We start from the raw sequence: 23,123 nt of genomic DNA, 5'->3' as shown, positions 1-23,123 counted from the left end.
TCAGCGACCGGTGTAGACGCCAGCCCGTCGCTCCTTGAACGAGGCGACACCTTCAGCGGCATCGCTAGTTCCGACAACCTCGGCCCGCAGCTGGGGAACGATGTCGAAGGCGGCGCGAGCCCCCGCCTCGGCAGCACGCCGGGAAACGGTCAGCGAGTGACGTACGCCCATCGGCGCCGCGGCCGCGATCTCATCGGCCAGTTGCAGGGCCCGATCGAAGAGTTTCTCCGCCGGAACGACCTCCTGCACCAAGCCGATCCGGTACGCCTCCTTCGCATCGAGGTGGTGACCGGTGAGCAGATACCGCTGTGCGTTCGCGTAGCCGACACTCTCCGCCCAACGCGCCGCGCCGCCACCGAACGCGAAGACGCCGCGCAATACCTCAGGTTGACCGAACAGAGTGCCCTCGGCTGCCACGATGAACTCACCAGCGAGAGCGAGCTCCAGCCCACCCGCGAAACACATGCCATGAACAGCGGCGATCAACGGCTTCGAGAGCCGGGCACCCTCGAGACCGAACGGGTCGTATTCCCCTTCGCCGTAGACGAGTCCGCCACCCTCGACGAGTTCCTTCAGCTGCGTCAAATCCGCGCCCGCGCAGTACACGCCGCCCTCGCCGTACAGCACGGCACAGCGCAGACTGTCATCGCTGTCGTAGCGCTTGTATGCCTCGGCCAGCGCCTCGAACATCTCTCCGGTCAGCGCGTTCTTCTTGTTGGGTCGGTTCAGGCCGATCAACAGCACGTTTCCGCGCACCTCGGTCTTGACCGTGCTGGACTGCACGCCCGCCTCGATCGTCGTTTCAGACATCGTCTGCCGCTCCTTAACTTCTGTGACGAATCGCCGCCCACACGAAGGCGAGCGCTGGTCGATGGGTGCCGTCGCCAAAACCGTTCTTGTCTACGTCGGCAACGGGGCAAGCTAGACGATAGAGATCGTTCTCACTACTGTCAACAGGCAATAGATCACCGCCTTTCTGACTATTAATAACTAAAGCCAGAGCTCTACGCTGTCGCTATGCCTAAACCTTTCACCGAGTCCGAACGCGAGGAATTTCTCGCGGGTGCACACATCGCGGTTCTGTCCGTCGCCTCGGCCGACGGCCGCCCGCCCGCCAGCGTGCCGATCTGGTACGACTACACGCCCGACGGAACCATCCGTATCAACACCGGTGCCAGCGTGCGCAAGGCCCGGCTCATCGAGCAGGCGGGTGCGGTGACGCTGGTCATGCAGCGTGAGGAACCGCCGTACCAGTACGTGATCGTCGAGGGCACAGTTGTCGACACCACGAGGCCGTCGCCGAAGGAAGCGAAGGAGGCTATCGCCAGCCGCTACCTCGGCGCGGAGGGTGGCCGCCAGTTCGCTGGCAGGACCAGCGATTCGGTCCTCTACACCATCCGCCCGGACCGCTGGTTCTCTGCCGACTTCTCCGCTGATTCCTGACGACCGACAGGGATCGGCTGGTGCCCCGGCACACCGCCGGGGCACCGCGACATCAGTCCGGCGCAGCATCGCTACCGACCCCAATTTCTCGGCCTACAACAGTTTTCGCATCTCCAGATCGCTGACGTACTTTGCGACCAGCGCCGGAGTCAGGTGTGGGATGTCGTTGTCGACACCCAGGTGCCCGGCCCGCACGGCGGCCTGGAACTTGCCGACCGGTACCACGCCACGGCTCGGCGAGCCCGGTTGCCGATAGGCGTGCAGCAACGGGAGCACCGAATGTTTCCGCTGCTGCTCGGGCAACGCTCGCAGGGCGGTCTCGAAACGAGAGAACCACTCGTCGTAATCGTCGATTCTGTCGATCCGGCACCCGGATTCGATGAGCCAGTCGATTAATTCGTCGAGGGAGATACCGTCGTCGTCGTGTGCGTTGCGCACATCGAACGTCTCGAACCCGGACGTGGCCCGGCCGCCGAGTGCGGTGATGGCCTGGGCGGTGAAATCGGCAGGCAAACCGTCGTAATGGGCGCGTTGCCGGTTACCGTCGATGTCGGTCTCGTAGAACGACTTCGGCGCCACGCCCGTCGCGAGCAGGCTCAGCAGCAACCGCGTGAACATGTCCGCGACATTCAACTGCCCGGCAAACCGACTGTGCGCCAGGATCATATCGGATCGGAACACCGTCACCGGTAAACCGCACAGGTCGTGTGCCTGCCGCAGCAACACCTCCCCCGCCCATTTGCTGTTGCCGTAGCCGTTCGCGTACCCGTCACCCAGCCGCCGCACGGCGCTCATCGCGCGAATATCACCGTCTTCCGCGAAGACCGCGGGATCAATCTGATCCTTGACACTGACCGTCGACAGATACGTGATCGGCTTGAGTCGCGCAGTGAGCGCCAGCCGAATCACCTCCGCCGTACCGACCACATTCGGACCGAACAACTGCTCGTAGGGCAGCACGTGGTTGACCAACGCCGCTGGATGCACAACCATGTCGACCGACGCCGCCAGTCGCCGCCAATCCGATTCGCTCAGACCGAGATTCGGTTCGCCGATATCACCTGCCAGGACTTCGAGGGTGCCCTCGGCGAGGGCGCGATAGTGGTGCAAGAGCTCCGGGTCACCGCTGTCGAAGACCTCGTCGAGACGGCGCTGAGCGTCGGCAGTGTCCCGGCCGCGCACCAGGCAGATCAGTTTCGCGCCCTGTTCCGACAGCCTTTGCAGCCACTCCAAACAGAGGAACCGGCCCAGATAGCCGTTGGCACCCGTCAGGAGCACCGTCCGGGGCGGCTGGGCAGTCGGTGGCAACTCCCCCGCTGCGGCCAAAGTCGTCTCGTCGATGAACTTTTCCAGCGACAAGTCCGCCGCGTGGATATCGGCGTTGGTCCCGTGCACCGACTCCGGCGTCGGCCGCTTCCTGGTCGAGTTACGTTCGGCCTCGATGTACTCCGCCAGCACCGCTAAGGTATTGGCGGAGCTGACTATCACGCCCACAGAAACTTCGACGCCGAAAGTCTCTCGCAATAGCGTCGAAAACGACAGCGCCGACAGCGAATCCCCGCCGAAGTCGGTGAAATGCGCGTCCGAATGCAACTCCGACTCCGCGGGACCGAGCAGTGCCCGCACGGCGCGGCGCACGACATCCAGCACCGGGAGGTCCTGAGCGGCGCGCCGCAACGTGAGCAGTTCGTCGGCCTGCTCGAGCTCCAGCTGGCCGTACAGCTCCTCCAGACGCTGGCCATAGCGGGCTTTCACCTTGGGCCGCAATAGTTTTCCGATTCCGGAAAGGAGACCGTCGTCGATGGTGAACGGGTCGATCTCGAGCAGGAAGTCACGCGGAATCTCGACGGAGCTGAGCTCGGCTGCCTTCGCGACCTGCCGTAACGACTCATTGATTGCGGCCTTCAGATCGGCCCGGTCGGGGTACGCGGCAACCGCGTCGACAGTCGGGACGATCACCGCGAGCAGATAGGCGCGCTCGCTCGAGCCGTAGACGTAGATCTGGCGAATCAGCGGACTGCCGGCGTAGACGGCCTCCAGTTTCGCTACCGCCACGAATTCGCCCTGCGACAGCTTGAGCACATTGTTGCGACGGTCGATATACACAAGTCGGTCCGGTTCGAGTTCGGCCATGACGTCACCGGTGCGATAGAACCCGTCGGCGTCGAAAATCTCGGCATTCAACTCGGGTCGCTTGTAATAGCCGGAAATCAGGGCCTGCGACTTGATCAGCAGCTCACCTCGCGGATAGGGCTTGTCACTGACGAAGTATCCGAGCTCGGGTACGTCGATGAGTTTGTAGTCGAGAATCGGCGGCCGTTGCAACCGGTTGTCCATCATCATCCCGCCGGCCGTCTCAGTGGCGCCGTATCCATCGATCAGTTCGGTGCCGAGCACTGACTCCATGAACTCGCGCATACCGGCCGACAGTGGCGCGCTGACAACCAGAGCGAGAAGGAACCGACCACCCAGGAAGTTTTCGCGCAGCTCGGCTTTGACGTCCTGCTCGACTCGGGCGCGGTCGCCGCCGGCGGTCACCCGTCGATCGGTTTCGCTCTGGAATCGCTGAAACACCATGTCGCACACTCGCGGAACGAAAAACAGGAGCGTAGGACGTACCAGCGCGATGTCTTCCAAGAGTGTCGACATATCGCTGCGGGCCGCGAAGTACACCGTGCCGCCGAGGGCCAGACTCATGATCATGGACTGCCGGCCGACGATATGGCTCATCGGCGTATAACTCAACCCGACCATGGGCAGCGCAGGGCCGCTGCGCCGGCGCCAAATGTCGGCCACCAGCCGATGGGAGTACATGGCGCCCTTGGGGCTTCCGGTGCTGCCGGAGGTGTAGAGCAATAACGCCAGCGCATCCGGATCCGGTGTGGTGTGCAGCGGTGCGGGCGGGAGCTCCCGTCCGCGCGCGAGCACTGAAGCCAACGTTTCGACCCGCACCAGGGTTTCGGTCAACCGGCCCTGTGCCGCATCGAGCGCGGCCCGATGATCGTCGTCTTCGGCGTGGAAGTCGAAAACGACGAGCCGGCGCACGGTATCGGACGCCAGCACCAAATCGACTGCGGCATTGAGCTGCTCGGCGTCGGCGGCAATCACGCGTGGCCCGGTTTCGGCGACAATCGAGGTCAACTGCGCCAGCGCTGATCCTGCCTGCAATGGCACGGACACCATGCCCATATAGGTGCACGCTAGGTCGACGGTCGTGTAGTCGATGCTGGTGAATCCGAGGGTGGCGACGATATCGCCAGCCCGCACCGGGTGCTCGGCATCGCGGTGCCACACCGATGCCACCGCACCTACTCGCTGCCACAGCTCGCGGTAAGTGAGGGTGTCGAACCTGGGCAACACCCGGGCACGACGCCGCCCATCGTCGTCGGTGATCAATTCGACGGCACGCTGTCCCAGTGCCGGCCGGTCGGCGTAGCCGGTCATGATTGTGGCGACGGTCTGCGCGAGCGGTATATCCCGGCCGCGCAGCACCTCAGTCAACTCCTCGTCCGGAACCGCCGCTCGAATCTGCGCATCGGATGCGACCAGATCTCGAACCCGACGTTCCAATTTCGCTTGTCGCTCTGCCTCGGACTGCACTCGATCTCCCTGCTTCCGGTCGGCGAATACCGCGCCCCGGCACCGCACGCCTTTTCGCCTGAGTAGGTCTTCTGCGGGTCCTTCTCTTCGCGCGCCGAATGGGCGAGTCGCTGAGGATGTGCCGTCACCGCGCGAGGACGGTCGGGCAAGCGCGGTGACGGCACGACGCACCACCGGGGCCGGGATTTGCATCGGTGGCGCGAACTTGGGAGGGGTAAGTCAGAGACACCGCCTCGAAGTCCCCGTGGTGTTCGGAACTCCTTCCCGACTCGCCTAAACGGTACGAATGGGCGACCGATACGTCATAGAAGAAATGCGCCAATTATCGGTATGGGACCGCCCCGGTCGTCAGCACATATGCACCGACGAACAGTTCAGTGCGCAATCACGGGCTCGCCCTCCGACGGTGCCAGAGCCGCATTCGGCACCAGGAAAGCCGCGATCACCGCACCAGCCACGAATATCCCGGTGCCCCAGGTAAAGGTGGCCGTGTAGCTCGCGACGTGGGCCTGCGCCACGGTCAGCGGGCCAGGCTGGTGTGAGGTCAGGTAGTCGGTCATCGCCGATGTGGCAACGGTGGTCAATAGCGCCGTGCTGATCGAGCCACCCACCTGCTGGCTGGTGTTGATCAGCGCCGAGGCGACACCAGCGTCCTCGTGGTGTATGCCCGCGGTCGCGCCCTGGAACGCGGTGGTCATCACGCCACCGAGGCCGATACCCAGCAGGACCAGTCCGGGCAGGACGCCGGTGACGAAGCTGCTGCCCAGCTCGAGCTGGGTCAGCCAGGCCATACCGGCTGCGGAGACCAGGAAACTAGTGCTGATCACGATCTTCGGACCGATCCTGGGGAGCAGCAGCGAGGGCACGGTGGTTGACGCGAGAACGATGCCCGCGACCATCGGCAGGAATGCCAAACCGGCCTCGATGGGCGAGTAGCCCAAACTGACCGCCAAGTAGTAGGTCAGGAAAAGGAAGATCGAAAACATCCCCATGCCCATGACGAACACCGCCAGGAACGAACCACCGCGGGTGCGATCCAACACGAGTCGCAGCGGCAGCAGCGGATGCGCGACCCGCGCCTCCAGCCATACGAAAACCGCGAGCAGTACCACGCCGCCGATCAGGCAACCGAGGGTGACCGGGTTGGTCCAGCTGGTTGATTCGGCGTGCGCGAATCCGTAGACGACGGCGAACAGCGCGGCGCTCACCACGAGGGTGCCCGGAATGTCGATCTCGGGCCGCTCGGCAGCCACATGCTTGGCCAACAGCAGCACCGCACCGACCAAGGCGACGGCGGCGAAGCCGACGTTCACGAACATCACCCAGCGCCACGACGCCCATTCGGTGAGCATGCCGCCCAGCAGCAGCCCGGTCGCGGCGCCCGCACCGGACAACGCACTGAAAATGCCGAAGGCCTTGGCCCTTTCCGAGGGTTCGGTGAAGGTCACGGTGAGCAGCGAGAGCGCGGCGGGCGCAAGCAGTGCACCGAAGACGCCCTGGCCGACACGTGCCGCGACGAGGATTTCGAAGCTGTTGGCCGCGCCACCGACGACGGATGCGCCCGCGAAACCGATCAGGCCGATCACGAAGGTGGTACGTCGGCCGAACAGGTCACCGAGTCGGCCACCGAGCAGCAGCAGGCTGCCGAATGCCAGCGCATAACCGGTGATGACCCACTGCCGGTTGCCGTCGCTGAAACCGAGGTCCTGTTGCGCTGCGGGCAGCGCGATGTTCACGACGGTAGCGTCGAGGGTGACCATGAGCTGTGCCACGCCCAGTACGACGAGCACCCACCAGCGCGCGGCATGCGAGCCGCGGCGGCCCGGGTCTGTTTTCTCGGTGGCGGGTGCACCGAGGTCGAATGTGGAAGTCATTGCCGCCCTTTGTCTCGATTCTGGATTCGGAAATGCCAACTCTGATTACTGAGTCCGCCATCCCCATAACCGATAAATCGACTTCAATTTAATCCCCTTCCGCAGTGGTATATATCTGTGAAACATGTCACCGCTATAAATCATCCGACGTTTTACATTTTACGAATAGGGCATGACTATTAGAAGCCGCGCTGATCTCGATCAGCGGACCAATCAGATACAACCTTTATCCTGGCGACCCGGGATCGATATATGCGAGATCGGTCCGTCGACTACTTCACCTTCAGGCTCGAATTCGACCGCGATGGCCATCGCCTCGGTGGCGGTATGAATCCGGGTGATTCTTTTCCGGGACGTGGTGCGACAAAATTGTCGGGCCTTGCCGATACAACACCCATCAGCGGAGATCACAATCAGACACGAGCGAATGCCTGAAGAAAGAGTTGAAGTAGGACAAGAACGATTTCGGGTGCGTTCTCGGGAGTGAAGTGGCCAGCCTCGGAGATCTCGATGACCGTCGCCGCCGGTGCAAGCGGGCCGGAACGCGGGAATCGTGCGAGGAGGAATCAGGGCGATGTCGCGCAGCCGTTGGAACCCGCGTCGCAATGTAGAGCCAAGTGCCGTCGGAGGTTTCGTCGGCAGGGATCATGCACTCATCTCCTCGGCGGGACATCGAAGCCGCACGCGGTGGACGGGCGACCATTGATCGGGTGACGCGGGTGACGTCGAGCAGCGACTTGGCGCAGGCATCTAGGACCACACTGCTAACTATGGTAGACCATAGCTAGCAATCCCTTGTAATTGCAATGCCCGCAACAAGCCGGGCAACGAAGGAAGTGTCCACCGCGAAGAAGAGGCTGACGCGTACTCGGATCTGGCAGTCGCGTCCCACATGGACTGCGGGGCGCGGACTTAGCGTCATGATCACACAACACAACCACCCTGACTATTCTATACCATAGTCAGCTGTGCTAACGTCGACACCCGACTTCGTTCCTCCGAAGTTCGAGCAAAGGAACACCCGTGGTTGAAGAAATCGAGCTCCTTGTCGAACGAAGGCAGGAGCCGCGATCGAGCCAGAACGTCAGACGCTGGTTCACGCTGGCGGTGCTCTGCGTGGGCTCGATGACGGCCTTCGTCAACGTGTCCTCGACGATCACCGGCCTAGCCCGGATCCAGGACGAGCTGCACGCGTCACCGACTGAAACTGTATGGATCACAAGTACTTACAGCCTCGTCGTCGCAAGCCTGATTCTGGCGGCCGGCACACTGGCCGATATCGTGGGCCGCAGCGTCGTCTTCATGGTCGGCGCCGCGCTCTTCACCGGCGGGAGCGTCGTCGCCTTCGCTGCGAACGACACAGCATTGCTGATCGTCGGCCAGGCGATCATTGGTATCGGCGGTGCGGCCATCCTGCCCAGCAGCCTGGCGGTGCTGGCACACACGTTCGCCGACCCACGCGAGCGCACCGAGGCCGTCAGCATCTGGGCGGGCAGCTCGGGCCTCGGCTTGGCTATCGGGCCGATCGTGACCGGCGTGCTGCTGGAGCACTATTCCTGGCACTCGATCTTTGTCACCAACATGGTGCTCGGAGTCATCGCTTTCCTCGGCGCCGTTCTCTTCGTGCCCGCGAGTCGCCAACCAGACCGCAAGCTCGACCCCGTGGGCCTCATGCTGGGCACGATCGCTGTCGCCTCATTGGCTTTCGCCATTATCGAGGGCAAGACACTCGGCTACTTCTCGACTGGAATCCTTTGCGCCTACGCCGTTTTCGTGGTCTCGCTGGTAATCTTCGCCTGGTACGAGTCTCGGCACCACGATCCGATGATCGACATCAAGCTCTTCCGATCGAGTTCATTCACCATGGTCATGGCCGTGGCCGCGACCACTATGTTCGGCTTCACCGGCACATCACTGCTCGTGGTCCTCTACTGCCAGCACGTCCAGGGTGTCACCCCGCTCGGCGCGGGTGTCCGCGCCCTCGCCATGTTCGTGCCATTCATCCTCATCAGCGCCCTCGCCGGCAAAATCGCGCACAGGATCGGTTTCAAGGTCATATTGACGGGCGGCTTGATCGTCATGGCGGCAGGGATTTTCGCGCTGCGCGCGATCGAGGCGGGGCCGGATTCTTCCCGGCTGTGGCCGGGTCTCATCATTGTCGGCATCGGGACCGGACTGCTCGTAGCCCCCTCCACCGCAGCCGCGGTCATCAGCGTCCACCGGTCCCAGGCAGGGATGGCCAGCGCGATGGTCAACATGTTCCGGCAACTCGGAAACGTGCTCGGCGCCAGCGTGACCGGAACCATCCTGACCACCAAATTTGGCGACGGACTCGGCGAGCGGCTGACCGAGCACCATCTCCCGCAGCAGACGATCGACTCCGTGGTGGACGCGGCACAGCGCGGCAACCACGATTCCGCCCGTCTCCCAACAGAACTCGCATCACTCGTCGCAGACAGCGCCCGACGGGCCTTCACAGACGCATCCCACCTGAGCGCCCTGGTCACCGCCACCATAATTGCCGCCATCGTGATTCCCACCGTGTTGTTCATCCGCCACCGGCCGGCCGAACCAACGAACATTGATACCGCGAAGACTGTCCTTCCTGGGACCGGAAAGTCTTTCGCGCCTTAGGAGAGAAGCGACCCATGCGAATCCTTATCGTCGGCGTCGGCGCGGTAGGCGGATATTTCGGCGCTGAACTCGTCGCCGCTGGGCGCGACGTAAACTTTCTGGCACGCGGCCAGCGCGTCGCTCAGCTCCGAACGCATGGATTGACTCTCATGCGACCGCAAGGGGCCACGACCACGCGGGTTCGTGCGCTGACAGCCGCTGAACTCACCGACCCCTACGATCTGGTGCTGCTGGCGGTGAAGGCAGACGCGCTTGTGCCAGCTCTGGACGATATCGCGCAGGCCGTGGCGGAGCACACGAGGATCCTTCCGCTGCTCAACGGCATTCGTCACATCGAAACAATTCGCGAGCGCTTCGGTGGACGGGCAGCCCTTGGCGGCGTTGGTCTCGTCGCAACTCAACTGGACGCGCGAGGGCGGATTCTGATGCTCGCCCCCGGTGCGCACATCACATACGGCGAGCTCGACGGAAACCGCACCCCGATGCTGGACCGGATCGCAGCGGAACTCTCGGCCGCCGAGATCGACCACGCCATCTCATCGACGATCGAGCAGGACATGTGGGAGAAATGGTTCTTCATGGCCGCCGGCGCAACCACGACCGTCCTGCTCGGCGGACCGGTTGGCCGGATCGTCGCCGAAGACGACGGTAGGGCGGCGATCACCGCGACCATCGCCGAAATCGCCGCAGTATTCGAGCGATCCGGCCACCCCATCCGCGCCGAAGCAATGTCACGCGTGACCAATATGCTCACCATGTCCGGCTCGCCGTTCACAACCTCCCTGTACCGAGACTTCGTCGACGGAAGAGGCACTGAGGTCGAGACGATCCTCGGCGATCTCCTTACGACCGCTGACCGGCTGGAGCTCCAGACCCCGCTCTTGCGTGCGGCGACGGTCCGGCTTCGTGTACATGCCACGACCCTGGCCTCCGCAACGATATCCGTACATCGCGGACTACCCGAGGACCATCACCCGTAGGAGCGCCCGCTCGGCCAGTCCGGTGTCCATTATTCCGAACTGTTTCCGCTGATAGAAGACGTGTGCATAGTGGTCAAGTGCCCCTCCGAGACATCGACACGTGAGATACTTTGCAGTGCAAAGGATTTGACGCTATCCAACTCTGAAACGGACAACCGAGCTTTCCCACCGAACAGCGGTGTCCGCGGAGGCGGGTGGAATAACCTGGACAGCGCGGACGGCAGACACCCCGATGGCCAGCGCAAACGGGATTCCGTGGCGCTCACGACCATATTCCACCTCTGCTGTTCAAGGATGTCGTTACGGCAGGGCCTTGGCGCTCGCCGAGTCCGGATAAAAGTGCCTTGTCTCGCCTTCCTCGGCGGCTCAGCCAGCCGCCACTTTCTGCAGGCGCGGATTGTTCTCCAGCGCCCACCGCACGGTCTTCGGTCGACGCCCGAGCAGGGTTTCCAGCTGGTCGGTGACGCCGCGGTACCCGCCGCCGCCCATCAGCCGGGTCAGGGTCTTGAGGTGCTCCGCTGTGTGCGGTAACTCGGCCAAGGCACTATCCACGTAGGTCTCGTTCCAGGTTTCGACGTCTTCGGGAACGTAGGTGACCTGGCGTCCCAGCGCGGCGGCGTAGTCCTGTGCGAACCCGTGCATGTCCTTCAGCTCCGGACCGGTGAGGTCGTAGGACTTCGAGAGGTGCGGTGCCGGATCGACGAGGATCTTCACGCACACCTCCGCCACGTCGTAGCCGGCGAGGGGCGCCAGCCGCTGGTGGCCGAAGGGCAGGCGCAGTTCACCATTGCCCAATGGGGCCAGCGCAAGCCAGGTCAAGATGGGGTTCTCGACGAACATGGCCGCTCGCACGTTGACGGTCGGGACGCCGGACCAGTCCAGCACCTGCTCGGCGACCCAGTGCGCCCGCTGCTGCGGCGACCAGTCTGCGATGAGTCCGCCGAGCCACGCACGCCGTTCTTCCTCCGGCGCGGTCATCTTCTCGAACGTCATGAACGACTGCTCGTACTCGGAGATATTGACGAAGACCTCGATGTCGCCCTGGGCCCGTGCCGCAGCGGCCATAAGAGCGACGGCGTCCGTGTAGTACGGCGACAGGCTCATGCTGAAGTAGATACGCCGGCAGCCCTTCAGAGCAGCCGTCACGTCGGCGATGTTGAGTCGGTCGCCGACGAAGATCTTGGCCCCGGCCTGGCGCAGCGAGTGCGCGCGATCGTCGTCTCGTCGCACGAACGCGCGCACAGGGTAACCCTGCTCGAGCAGCATATCGACCATCGTTCTGCTCACACCACCGACTTCGCCGGCGGCGCCGGTGATCAGGATGGGATTGCGCTCTGGCATTGGTATGTCTCCTCTGACTGGTTGGGGTAGGACGTCGATCCACCCGCACCGCTCCTGGTCGACAACGCCGACATCAACTCGACGTCGCAGGTTCCGTGACTCTCACTGAAAACCGATCGGGTTCACCGACCTTAAACCGCTCAGTTTTCTGATGCAACTTACCTGGCACTCGAAGAAGGCGGTGCGTCATGCCACGCCAGCCACATCGAGGAAGGAGGGCGATGGACCCGCCAGATTGCGAGTCCGGATACCCGCAGCACCGGCCTTCTCGAAGTGGGGGATGCGACCGCGGCCGGGCGATGGACTCTGCCGCTGCCGGCAGCGCATTGTCCTCTTCACTTGGCAAATTGCAACGGTTGGTTTCTTCACAACTCATGTTAAGGTCACCGAGTTGCATGAAAAAACTTAACTCGATGTGGAGTAAACCCAGATGGATACGACGACCCAACCGCTCTCAGTCCGGCGAGGACAGCACCGGATACACGCTGAGGTTACGGACGGGCCAGGAGCACCACTGGTGCTCATGCATGGCTTTCCCGACAGCATGCGTCTCTACGATCGCCTCATGCCGCACCTTGTCGGTCGCCGTCGCGTGGTGCGGTTCGACTTCCTCGGGTGGGGGGAATCAGATAAGCCGGCCGGCTACCCATACACCGCGACCAATCAGGTGGGGGATATCGACGCGGTGGTGAACAGCTTGCCGGACGAACGAGTGGTCCTGGTCGCGCACGACGCGTCCGGTCCGCCGGCCATCGACTGGGCTCTGCGGAATCCGGAGCGGGTCGAGGAGCTCGTGCTGCTCAACACCTACTACGAATGGACGATTGGGCTTCGACGGCCACATGCCATCGTGCTGTACTCGACCCCGGGGATCAATGCGATCGCTCGTAAGCTGTCGGCGATGCGCCCGGACCTCGAGCAGCGCCTGTTCCACTACCAGGTGGGCTCATTCATCCGTGACGGCGACGTACGCGCCGAACTCGTCCCACAGCTGTTCGAACAGTTTCACGCCTCACGGCCGGCGTTCTGGCGGCACACCTCCGGCATGCTCGGCCAACTGGCTTCCCGGCGGCTGAAAGCCCGCCAGCTCGAGCACTTCCACCGTCCTGTACGGATCATCTTCGGCGTGAGCGACCCTTTCCTCAATCCGCGGTTGGCGAAACGGTTCGCTGGACAGTTTCCCAACAACAACCTGCATCTGATCGAAAACTCTGGACACTACGTCCAAGTAGACGAGCCCGAACTGGTCGCGGACCTCATGACTGCCGAGTATCGTCACGCAACCGTACCGTCGTAGAATCGGCGGATGCTCAACCGCACGTACGACGGCCAGGTGTGCTCGATCGCTTCTACGCTCGAAGTTCTCGGCGAGCGATGGACACTGCTGATAGTCCGCGACGCGATGCTCGGCCTGAGTCGCTTCGACGAGTTCCAGCGCAGCCTGGGCATCGCCCGCAACGTGCTCACTGACCGGCTCAAGCGGTTGGTCGAGGCGGGCGTCCTGGAACGCATCGAGTATCAGCAGCGCCCGCCTCGCTTCGAGTACCGGCTAACAGCAGTCGGCCTCGAGCTCTGCACGCCGGTGGTCGGGCTCATGCATTGGGGTGACCGACACTTGGCGGGGCCGGACGGCTTACCGCGGCTGACCCGGCACAATGCATGCGGCGGTCAGCTGCACGCCGAGCTGGTCTGCGAGCAGTGCGGCGCGACTGTTGCCGACACCGACGTGGAACTGCAGCCGGGACCCGGACTACGAGCAGATCCCATCGCTGCCGGTTAGCGCGCACGTAACTATCTGATGGGGGAGACCGGGTGATGCCGTCCGGTCTCCTCGCCCCATGCCGATGCCGGTCAGGCCGGCAGCGACGACGAGAATATCGACGCACTCGAAGTTCACCGCAGTGCTTGCGCTCCCGTCAGGGTCTTTCCATTCGTCGGCAGGTTTGGAGGCACTGGTCGCTAACACGGCGCCATCAGGTCGACGAGGTCCGGGACAGCCGATCCCAGGACGGTCAGTCACTGAAAGCGATCGCCATTGGGCTGCCCATCGCGTGGGAGGGCCCACTCGCGCCCCTTCACCCCTTGGCCACGTTCTCGCAAGCCTGGCGGGGTCTTCCATGCTCCGTGTCAAGGCGGCGACGATCGCCTTCTTGCCCGGGCAAGAGTCGGAAGAGGTACGGCTACGTGACGCCGACACGCTTGGCAATCGCCTCGGTAGAGGTGCCGAAGCAGCCCTCGAGCGCGAACTCGGCGATCGCACGTGCGGCAACCTGCTCGCCCGGATCAGGCAAGGCGTGCGAGGCCGCTGCTGGGGGCGGGAGTGTTGAGTCGTGGTCAACATCGGACTCTTCGGTGGCGCTTCGGGATGAGATGCCAACCTACAAACGGCCGGTGTCGGTCAACAAGAACCTCCCAGTCCTGCGCGGTGTGCTGCGAGCACATCCAGTGCGCTTGAGCTCCTGTCAGTGAGAGGCGATGAATCGGGCAACACTGAGGCCCCTAGCACGTCGCACACAAGTAAAGCGGCGTGCGGTTCGGCGACTTTGATCGTTGCGGGCCGACCCCGGCACTCTCCGGCACGACGCACCTTTGCGGAACCGTGCTTTCGTGGATCCCACGGTGCGTGCTGCGGTCGTCAGACTCCTTTGCGCATCGAGAACAGCAGCAGCGCAGCCCGCTCTTTAGCGCCGTCCCACGCGAGATCGCCAAGCGCGCCTGCAATGGTTTCGTTGATGGGTCGCTACCGGCTGCTTGGTAGCGGGAGTGCTGCCCGCATCCGCAGCCGTCCTCACGCTGATCTAGGCGGATGAACCGGCGACGGTCGGTGTTGAGGACGAATGCATCCCGGCTTGTTGCGGTATTGGGCGATGTTTCCCGGGAACACTACGATGAAGAATGCGGCGATGATCCGTCCGATTTGCACCCGGTCGCGGGTCAGGACCGCCAGGCCCGCACCGAGCATGATCTCCACCCCGGCGGAGGCCATGAGGACGCCGTCAGGGTCAAGGGTATCGATCTGGGCACTTGTGCCTGGAAGTCCTCACGGCCCCGAAGAGGTGGCTCGGTCCGGCGAGGACGAGCACACCAGAGAGGGCCAGTCGGGCGACCGTGCGCAGCGCGGTGGTGGGGGGCTCGCTCAGTTCATTGGATGTCATCGGTTCTCGGTACCCGTAATCGGCGCCAAGGTCTCAGCGGCCTGGGATCCATTGCAGGGCTTTGACGAAAGGCGGCAGGATCTTCGCCCACAGCTTCTGCGGCACGCCGCGTGGGCCGCCGAGGTTCAGGACGCGGGTGGTGGCGATGGTCTGCGGTTCGGTGTATTTGGTGAGGCCTTCAGGGCCGTGGCGGCGCCCGACGCCCGAGGTTCCCATGCCGCCCATCGGCGCGCCGGTGCTACCCCAGGTGGGGCCGTAGCCTTCGTCGACATTGACGGTGCCGGCGTGGATCCGGGCCGCGATCGCCTCACCCTCGTTCTTAGTGGCCGCCCACACGCTGGCATTCAGGCCATACTCGGTGTCGTTGGCCCGCTCGACGGCCTCCTCGACGCCTGCGACCGGGTAGATCGAGACGAGCGGGCCGAAGGTCTCGTCGCGGTAGCATTCGGCGTTGGCGGGAACGTCGGTGAGAACGGTCGGCTCGTAGAACAACGGGCCGAGATCGGGGCGGACCTTGCCGCCGGCGATCACGGTGGCACCCTTGGCCACGGCGTCGTCGACGTGACGAGCCACGGCTTTGACCTGCTCCTCCGATACGAGGCTACCCATCTCGATGCCGAATTCGTAGTCAGCACCCAGCGTCATCGCGGCGACCCGTTCCCCGAAGATGCGGGTGAACTCGGGCGCGATGGACTGTTCGACGTAGATACGTTCGATGGAGACGCACAGCTGGCCGGAGTTGGAGTAGCAGGCGCGCACGGCGGCGTCGGTCACCTCGCGCAGATCGGCCCCGGCCATCACGATCATCGGGTTCTTGCCACCCAGTTCAGCGGAGAAGCCGATGAGACGGGCGCCGGCCTGTTCGGCAAGCAGCCGACCGGTGGCCGTGGACCCGGTGAACATCACAAAGTCGGAGTTCTCGACCAGTGCAGTGCCCACCACCGAACCTGGCCCAGGGACCACCGCGAACAGATCCTGCGGGAGGCCTGCCTGGTAGAGCAGCTCGACGCACGCCAGCGCGCAGTACGGGGTCTGGCTGTCAGGTTTGAGGACCACGGCGTTGCCGGCGAGAAGTGCCGCGATGGCGTCCGATACCGCGAGCGTCATCGGGTAGTTCCACGGCGAGATCACCCCGACGACGCCCTTGGGCTGGTACCGCACCACCGTCTTGGTCAGGCCGGGCAGCATTCCGGCTACGCGCTTCGGCCGCAACAGCTTTGGCGCGACGCGTGCATAGTGCCGGGCAGTCAAGGCAATGTCGAGGACCTCTTCCTGGGCGGCGGCGCGCGACTTCCCGGTCTCGGCCTGCGCCATGTCCATCAGGTCACCGCGATTTTGCAGCACCAAGTCGCGGTAGCGGTGGAATATGGCGGACCGCTCCACAACCGGACGGTCGGCCCAGTTCTTCTGTGCGACCCGGGCGCGGGTGATTGCGTCCTTGGCGTCCTGCGTGGTTCCGACCGGCACGGTGGCCAATTGCTTTCCGGTGAACGCTTCGATCACCGGCCGGGTCGGACGAGTGACTGCGTCCGGGATGGCGATCAGGTCGGCGAGCCGCATGAACGTGGCGGTGGACGGAGCAGGCATATGTACCCCCTACGGGCTGGTGGGTTGGGTGTATGCCGAGCGGCTGGGGAATGCGGTGAGGGCGCCGTTCGGGACCAATTGGTTCGCACGGTTCCGGTCATTCCTCGGACGTCTGCCATAACCTTCGGCTGGGTGCGCGGCGCCGCGAGACGCGTGCTCAGCCATGGTGGGGTCCTTGGTTCATCTCGTAGGCGCCGGACAGCGCGACGACACGCTGCCAGATGAGGTCGAACCGCTCCGCGTCAACGACGGGTCTGCCGATTGCTGCCAGAATGAGCTGCTGCTGGGCCTCGGTTGTGGAGGGTTTGTCGTGCAATCCGACTGCCGCAGCGTTGAAGTCGCGGACCAGTACGTCGAAAATCTGGTCCACTAGGTCGGCGTCGACGCCGACGATCTCGGCTTGTTCCAGGATCAGCTGCCCGTACACGACCAGCGTGAACAGTTCGGTCAGGGCGAGCCCGAAGTCGAGATCGCCCTGCTGGGCGGCATTCGGGGCGGCCTCGCTGAGCAAAGTGACCAGGTGTTCGGCCTGTGCAGTGAAGCGGGCCACGTTCGGGATAGCGGCCGATGCGGCGTATACCGCGCGCCAGTCGTGGAACCGGACCGTCGCCAGTCCGCGGGCGGGTCCCTGGCGAAACAGGAACTCGTCGTCGGCGGCATCGAGCCGGGTGGGCACTGGCGGGTAGGGCTGTGGGTCGAACAGGTAGGCGGGCATGAACTTCGCGATCAGCGCCAGGTTCACCGCGACGGTTCCCTCGAGCTTGGGCAGCCCGTCAACGTCTATCTTCGCGAGCAGCAGATACTGGTCCTTCTCGAAACCCTTGGCGGCCACGATCTCTGATAGCAGCGCGACCACCTTCTGCGCCTCGCTGGTCACCTTCATCTTGGTGATCGGGTTGAACAGCAGGTACCGGCGATCGTCGGGGTTCGCGGTGCGGAAGTAGTCCACCGCGCGGTCGGCGAACAGCCGCATCCCGATGAGTCGGGCGTAGGCGTCGACGAACTGGCGGCGTACGTGCGGGAAGTCGGTGACGGGGTGCCCGTACAGAATCCGGTTGTGCGCGTGGGTGATCGTCTCGTACAGCGCGTGGGTCGCCGTGCCGATACCGCCGAAGCACAGGTTGAACTTGCCGATGTTAACGGTGTTCAGCGCCGCGTTGAACGCATCCTGGCCGGTGTGCAGGATGTCCTGCGCGGTGACCGGGTAGTCGTGCAGGGTGAACTCGGCGACGAACATCTGCGCCGAGACGATGTTCTTGTCCACGTGGAAGTTCGGGTGCCCGGAGTCGGCGTAGAAGAACACGTATTGATCGGGGCCCTCGATTCCGGCCAGCCGCCCGAACACCGACACGATGCTGGCGCAGTTACCGTTGCCGATGTAGTACTTCGACCCGCTTGCGCGGTACCCCCCGGCACCGTCGGGGGTCAAGACCATGTCTGTGGAGTAGATGTCGGCGCCATGTTCCTTCTCAGAGAGGCCGAACGCGGCGACACCGCCATCGGCAAGGGCGCGCGCCGCCCGGGCGCGGGCCGCGGCGTTGCCGCTCTGCCACACCGGGCCCAACCCGAGCACGGTGACCTGCCACGGATACCAGTAGTTGAAACCGTAGAAGCCCAGGATCTCCGAGAGGGCCGCTACCCGCGCGGTGTCCCACCGCTTGTCCGGATCGCCGGCGCCGTCCCGCGCGGGGGTCAGGAACGTCGCGAACAGGCTCTCCTTGTCGACGAACTCCAGAAAATCGGCAAAGAAGACCTTGTCGTGATAATCCTGGGTCAGCCGCTGCTTGCCGCGGTGTTCGAACCAGTCGATCGTCGCGCGCAGCAGCCGCCGCGTCTCTGGATCGAAATGCTCCGGGGCATACTTCACCGGATTGAGCAACAACTCGTCGCATGCTGACATCGTCAGTGTGTCCTTTCTGTCGAGTCCTGGATTGTCCGCACATCGCGTGCGGTCACCCGCACATCGCGTGCGGTCACGGTGGGTCGGGGTGGGTTGGCCGGTGATCATCGGAGCCAGAGCGCGGCGCAGGCAGTCGCTGGTCGATTCGTCGGTGTTCAGGTCGATGGCGTAGCGCGGGGAGGAGTACGCATGCGGCGAACAGGCGTACTACGCTCTCGCGGCCCGGTCGGGATCCAGGTGGCGCGCGGTGCAGTCGGCCTTCGCCTTGCACACCGTCGGCGACCAGCGTGCTGCCCAGCCGCAGCAGTGCCGCGTCGTCGGCCAGACCTGCGGCGATCAACTCGCCAGACTCCAGCAGAGCCGTGCGGGAGAGGACGGGTTCGTGCGATGCGGATCGCACTGGCGAATGCCTCGACGATCTGCTCGGTGGCTGGGCACTGGCCATGGACTCCGTGACACGCGCGATAATGCGGCGGCCTTCGCGCGTCATCTTCGCGGTCACCAGAGCGTGGCGGTCCCAGAAGCGGCGGTAGCCCGTGACCCGGCTGACTTTCGCCCGGCGGGCCACCCGCTCAGTGGTCAACGTCGAACTCCTCGGTCGCGCTTCGGGATGAGATGCCAACCTACAAACGGCCGGTGTCGGTCAACAAGGCCTCCCCAGCCCTGCGCGATGTGCTGCGAGCACATCCAGTGCGCTTTGGCTACTGTCAGTGAGGCGATGAATCGGGCAACACCGAGGGCCCCAGGATGTCGCACACAAGTAGAGCGGCGTGCAGTCCGGCGACTTTGATCGTTGCGGGCCTGCCCCGGCACTCTCCGGCACGACGCACCCTTTGACCTGCACCGCCGATCACGGCGACGCCGTGCGGATACCGCGCCGCTCAACTCGCCGCCGCGGAGAGCGAGGTCAGCTTCCTGGCTCGCGGTCGGCGGGAACCTTGCCGAAAGGCGCTGTCGCATTCGGGAGTTGCTCCTCGGACCCAAGCGCTTCAACGAACTTGGCGCGAAGCTGCAGGCCGCCGGACCGAACCGCCTGACGAGTCGGCTCCGTCGGCTCCAAGGGGTCGGCGTCGTGGCGAAGACGGCCAGCGGTGCCTACGTGTTGACAGAGTTCGGTGAGGGGCTGCGGGCGCCCGTCATCGGCTTGTGTCTGTAGGGACTCGGTCTGATGTCAGAGGGCACCGACCCGGAAACGGCCCGACCCGACATGGTCGCGCTCTGCACCCTCGCCCTGCTCGGGCCCCGCACTTCGAGGCTGACACGTCGACGAAGCATCCGCAGCCGCCTCAACGAGCTCGAGTAAAGACCTGCCTTCGCAACCAGATTCGACCGAGACCCGGAACCGCAGCCCCAGTCGGAGACTTGTGCTCGCCGCACGAATCGCGGCCCGGCTTTCATTCTGTCGCAACGTTGTCCGAGACATTTCGACGCCTTTAGGGTGAGCCGCATCAACGCGGATATCCCTCGTTCAAGGAGCGTCTTCATGCACTTCGCGACCCGCACGGACATCTGTCGTCTGATGATTGCAACGACACCCCGGTCAGTGTCCATCGCCTCGGCGAGACTCTCTGCACGGCCGCAGGTCTGATCCAGCCACTCGACACTTTCTGCACCGGCGCTGAAGGCGCAGCCACGGACGTTTCCGGCACACGCCGAGAAACTCGATCTCCCCTGTCCCGGCGGCTGTCATGCCGCCGGTACCGAAAGACACACGGAGTGACCGACTTGACTTCAACTCAGCCCCGGCACGCTGCCGAATCCGGCACGGCCGACTCTGTCCACGAACGGAATCGGTGAGCGCGATGCCCAAACGCAAGCCACTCGGCGTCCTGGACGCGGCCTTCCTGACCCTGGACTCACGCGAGGTCTCCGCCCACGTAGGCATACTGGTCACGTTGTCCCGACCGGAGAACGCGGGCCCTGAATTCATCCGCGACTTGGTTGCCCAACTCCGGGAGGCCACAACCTTCACGGCACCCTTCAATTACCGACTCGCGCGTTCACCGCTGCGAAAGATTTTGCCCACATGGGACGTTCTACCCGACGACGAAGTCGACCTCGACTACCACTTCCGGCATTCGGCGCTGCCAAGTCCCGGTGGCCAACGCGAACTGGGTGTGCTTGTATCCCGATTGCATTCCCTGCCACTGGACCGCAGCAGACCACTCTGGGAATGCCACCTCATCGAAGGCCTGTCCGAAGACCAGTTCGCTCTCTACGTCAAGGTCCACCACGCACTGACGGACGGCGTCAACGGAACTCGACGCATTGCCAGGATGTTCGACGTCGACCCGGAAAGTAGTCGGCTGCACGCGGTGTGGCAGACCGAACCGGAGACGACTGAGCGGATCCGAGCGACGACAGGGCTGAGGTCGCGCGTTCGGGGGTGGTTTCATCTGGCCGGTGGACTCGGAGTCGCGGTCGGCAGGATCCTCGAGGATGCGGTCCGCCCCAGCGATCCGGCCGTCGCGGTGCCGTTTCGCGTACCGACAATGGAGGTCCTCAACGGACGCATCTGCCGAGAACGACGATTTGCCACCCAGTCCTACCCGCTCGAGCGGGTCAAGCGGGTGGCGATAGCCCTTGGGGTAACGGTCAACGATGTGTTCATCGGAATCTGTGCTGGCGCTCTGCGTCGTTATCTCACAGAATTCCATGAGCTGCCGCAGCAGAGCCTGGTGGCCGGAACGCCGATCTCGGTTCGTCGCGCGGGGGACGATCGCGGAAACGCGGTCGCCCTGATCATTGCGAAACTGTTCACCGATATTGCCGACCCGATCGACCGGATCAAACTGGTCTGCCGGTCGACCACGCTCGCCAAGCAGAAGTTCTACGATCTGCCCCAGGTGGTCGGCGATTACTACGGATTGTTGACGAACGGTCCCTTCATCCTGCAGAACATCATCGGAACTGCGGGCCGCTCCCGGCCACCCTTCAATCTGGTGATATCCAATGTCCCAGGTCCGCTCGCGCCGTTGTATCTGTGCGGCGCACAGGTGCGGGAGACCTATCCGATTTCGCTCCTGGCGCACGGACAGGCACTCAACATCACCGTGCTCTCCAGCGCCGGGCGGTTCAACGTAGGGTTCGTCGGCTGCCGAGACCGGCTGCCGCACATGCAAAGACTCGCGGTCTACACGGGCGAGGCGTTGGATGAAATTGAGGCCATGCTCGGACTCGTCGTGCCCGAACTCCAGGAAGCGAAGTAGTCCGTTGAGACGGGACGCTGCCCGGCCACAGATCGGGCAGCGTCCCGCTACTCGGAGGGCCTATTGCAATCTCTCGGCTGTCAAGGAAGCTCGGTCAGGACGGATCTGCCGAGCCAGTGGCAGGCCCGCAGTGCGATTTCGATATCCAGCCGGTGTAATTCGATACGGCGGCAGATTTCCTCCTCGGCTCGGCGAACCCGGTAGAGCACCGAATTGCGATGGAGGGCGAGTTGCTGCGCCGTGGCGGTATAGCTGCTTCCGCTCAGGAGGAATATGCGCAACGTTTCCCGAAGACGGGCGTGCGGTGGGTCATCGAGCGCGAGCCGGCCCAGCGTCTCTGCTACCCACGCCTTTGTGGCTGGGAGATCGTCGCAGAGCGGAGCGATGGCACCGATCTCGGAGAAGGTTGCCACCATGGGCGCGTCGTCCGCCGCGGCGAGCATGACCTTGTATGCCTGACGCGCCTGCTGATGGCTCCGGCGGAATGCGGAGATACCAATGCCTGCTTCTCCCGCCGCGACTGAGATTCCCGCCGCGAGCTTTTGCACCGCTTCCATCAGATTCCCACGGGTCGGGGTATGTGCGAGAGGTAGCCAGGCCCAGCCGGTTCCTTGATCACGCGGCAAGAACAAAGGGCGCTGGGCGCAGCCGAGCTCGTCGGCGAGGTCGTTGGTGAATCGGGCGAGGTTGGCGACATACGTGCCTGCCTGCTCGGCGAGTGGGGACCAGACGATCAGGGATAGGTGTCTGCGGTGTGACAAGCGGTAGCGGAGTGTGGTTTCGACGCCGGCGAGGTCATCGGGCTCGGAGTCGAGCAATTGGTGGATGAGCGCCTCGCGCGTCGCGTTGCGGTCCTGCAGCCACCGATCGCGTTCCTCTTCATAGGCTTCGAGAACCTGTTCGGTCACGCTGTCGATGTAGGCGAAGTTCGCCGTGGCGAGCCGGCGGGCGACGGCGGCAACCAGTTGCGGGTCACTGACCTTGGTCTCGACGATTGCCAAGGCATGCTGCAGAGCCGTGTCCTGGGCAAGCCGGTACGCACGGACGAGCGCCCGAACCGGAATGCCGTGCTGGGCAAGACGACGGGCGTACTCGGTGGCTGCGGGCGGGGCCTCCGCCGCGCCGATGTCGGCACCGTACTGAAGAAAAGGCAGCACGGTTTCGACGTTGCCCTCGATGCTCGCGATCAACAGTTTGTCGAGACCCGCGTCGCCGCGCAATTCCATGATCTCGCGCGAAAGCCGTTGGTAGAGCTTGCGAACCAAGGTTCCACGGCCGTGGCTGAGCTCCTCGCCGACCGCTGCCACGCAAGTTGCGGTCAGTGCCTCTAGGTCCAGCGATCCGTTTTGCGTCAACTGATCAGCGCTCGGCCGACTGGTGGGCGATGACGACGGCCGGCG

The 23,123-nt window shown here is 64.0% G+C and carries 15 protein-coding genes; 7 read left to right on the top strand and 8 right to left on the bottom strand.

Going from position 1 to position 23,123, the window contains the following annotated elements:
• Positions 1–810: a crotonase/enoyl-CoA hydratase family protein gene (locus tag ACIBG0_RS05110; RefSeq protein ID WP_397029364.1), complete on the bottom strand. Its 810-nt coding sequence runs from the start codon at positions 808–810 to the stop codon at positions 1–3.
• Between the two features lie 207 nt (positions 811–1,017).
• Between ACIBG0_RS05110 and ACIBG0_RS05105 the strand changes: the two genes are divergently transcribed.
• Positions 1,018–1,443, top strand: coding sequence for a pyridoxamine 5'-phosphate oxidase family protein (locus ACIBG0_RS05105; protein WP_397029362.1), 426 nt, complete (start codon positions 1,018–1,020; stop codon positions 1,441–1,443).
• 93 nt (positions 1,444–1,536) lie between these two features.
• Here ACIBG0_RS05105 and car read toward each other — a convergent pair whose 3' ends face one another.
• Both car and ACIBG0_RS05095 read right to left on the bottom strand, forming a co-directional pair.
• A complete protein-coding gene (gene car, locus ACIBG0_RS05100; RefSeq protein WP_397029360.1) occupies positions 1,537–5,043 on the bottom strand; it encodes a carboxylic acid reductase in 3,507 nt (1,168 codons plus the stop codon).
• Positions 5,044–5,417: 374 nt separating this feature from the next.
• A complete protein-coding gene (locus tag ACIBG0_RS05095; protein ID WP_397029358.1) occupies positions 5,418–6,917 on the bottom strand; it encodes an MFS transporter in 1,500 nt (499 codons plus the stop codon).
• A 1,023-nt stretch (positions 6,918–7,940) separates the two neighbouring features.
• Here ACIBG0_RS05095 and ACIBG0_RS05090 point away from each other — a divergent pair.
• Both ACIBG0_RS05090 and ACIBG0_RS05085 read left to right on the top strand, forming a co-directional pair.
• Positions 7,941–9,551 (top strand): MFS transporter, encoded by a 1,611-nt coding sequence (locus tag ACIBG0_RS05090; protein ID WP_397029356.1) that lies wholly within the window; start codon positions 7,941–7,943, stop codon positions 9,549–9,551.
• 14 nt (positions 9,552–9,565) lie between these two features.
• Complete coding sequence (locus ACIBG0_RS05085) at positions 9,566–10,531, top strand: ketopantoate reductase family protein (RefSeq protein WP_397029354.1); 966 nt, start codon at positions 9,566–9,568, stop codon at positions 10,529–10,531.
• A gap of 366 nt (positions 10,532–10,897) precedes the next feature.
• On the opposite strand, the gene ACIBG0_RS05080 is transcribed toward ACIBG0_RS05085, so the two are convergent.
• Complete coding sequence (locus tag ACIBG0_RS05080; RefSeq protein WP_397029352.1) at positions 10,898–11,872, bottom strand: NAD(P)H-binding protein; 975 nt, start codon at positions 11,870–11,872, stop codon at positions 10,898–10,900.
• 517 nt (positions 11,873–12,389) lie between these two features.
• Here ACIBG0_RS05080 and ACIBG0_RS05075 point away from each other — a divergent pair.
• The gene (locus ACIBG0_RS05075) at positions 12,390–13,169 is read left to right on the top strand and encodes an alpha/beta fold hydrolase (RefSeq protein ID WP_397029350.1); all 780 of its coding nucleotides are present in this window, start codon (positions 12,390–12,392) and stop codon (positions 13,167–13,169) included.
• A 9-nt stretch (positions 13,170–13,178) separates the two neighbouring features.
• The gene (locus ACIBG0_RS05070; RefSeq protein WP_397029348.1) at positions 13,179–13,652 is read left to right on the top strand and encodes a winged helix-turn-helix transcriptional regulator; all 474 of its coding nucleotides are present in this window, start codon (positions 13,179–13,181) and stop codon (positions 13,650–13,652) included.
• Positions 13,653–15,060: 1,408 nt separating this feature from the next.
• Here ACIBG0_RS05070 and ACIBG0_RS05065 read toward each other — a convergent pair.
• The 3 genes from ACIBG0_RS05065 to ACIBG0_RS05055 all read right to left on the bottom strand — a co-directional run bounded on the left by ACIBG0_RS05065 (position 15,061) and on the right by ACIBG0_RS05055 (position 19,097).
• Positions 15,061–16,614, bottom strand: a complete 1,554-nt coding sequence (locus ACIBG0_RS05065) for a succinic semialdehyde dehydrogenase (protein ID WP_397029346.1) — start codon at positions 16,612–16,614, stop codon at positions 15,061–15,063.
• A gap of 157 nt (positions 16,615–16,771) precedes the next feature.
• On the bottom strand, positions 16,772–18,514 hold the full coding sequence (locus ACIBG0_RS05060) for an acyl-CoA dehydrogenase (RefSeq protein WP_397029344.1): 1,743 nt from the start codon (positions 18,512–18,514) through the stop codon (positions 16,772–16,774).
• A 73-nt stretch (positions 18,515–18,587) separates the two neighbouring features.
• Complete coding sequence (locus tag ACIBG0_RS05055; protein ID WP_397029342.1) at positions 18,588–19,097, bottom strand: hypothetical protein; 510 nt, start codon at positions 19,095–19,097, stop codon at positions 18,588–18,590.
• A 210-nt stretch (positions 19,098–19,307) separates the two neighbouring features.
• On the opposite strand from ACIBG0_RS05055, the gene ACIBG0_RS05050 reads away from it, so the two are divergent.
• On the top strand, positions 19,308–19,670 hold the full coding sequence (locus tag ACIBG0_RS05050) for a winged helix-turn-helix transcriptional regulator (protein ID WP_397029340.1): 363 nt from the start codon (positions 19,308–19,310) through the stop codon (positions 19,668–19,670).
• Between the two features lie 646 nt (positions 19,671–20,316).
• On the top strand, positions 20,317–21,723 hold the full coding sequence (locus ACIBG0_RS05045; RefSeq protein ID WP_397029339.1) for a wax ester/triacylglycerol synthase family O-acyltransferase: 1,407 nt from the start codon (positions 20,317–20,319) through the stop codon (positions 21,721–21,723).
• 80 nt (positions 21,724–21,803) lie between these two features.
• Here the strand turns inward: ACIBG0_RS05045 and ACIBG0_RS05040 are convergent, their stop codons facing one another.
• Positions 21,804–23,030, bottom strand: a complete 1,227-nt coding sequence (locus tag ACIBG0_RS05040) for a PucR family transcriptional regulator (protein ID WP_397029337.1) — start codon at positions 23,028–23,030, stop codon at positions 21,804–21,806.
• Between the last annotated feature and the right edge of the window lie 93 nt (positions 23,031–23,123).

Origin of the sequence: Nocardia sp. NPDC050630, assembly GCF_044457245.1 — a bacterium.
Lineage (GTDB): Bacteria > Actinomycetota > Actinomycetes > Mycobacteriales > Mycobacteriaceae > Nocardia.
Note: the sequence above shows the minus strand (reverse complement) of the source record. Positions and strands in the feature narration are given on the sequence as shown.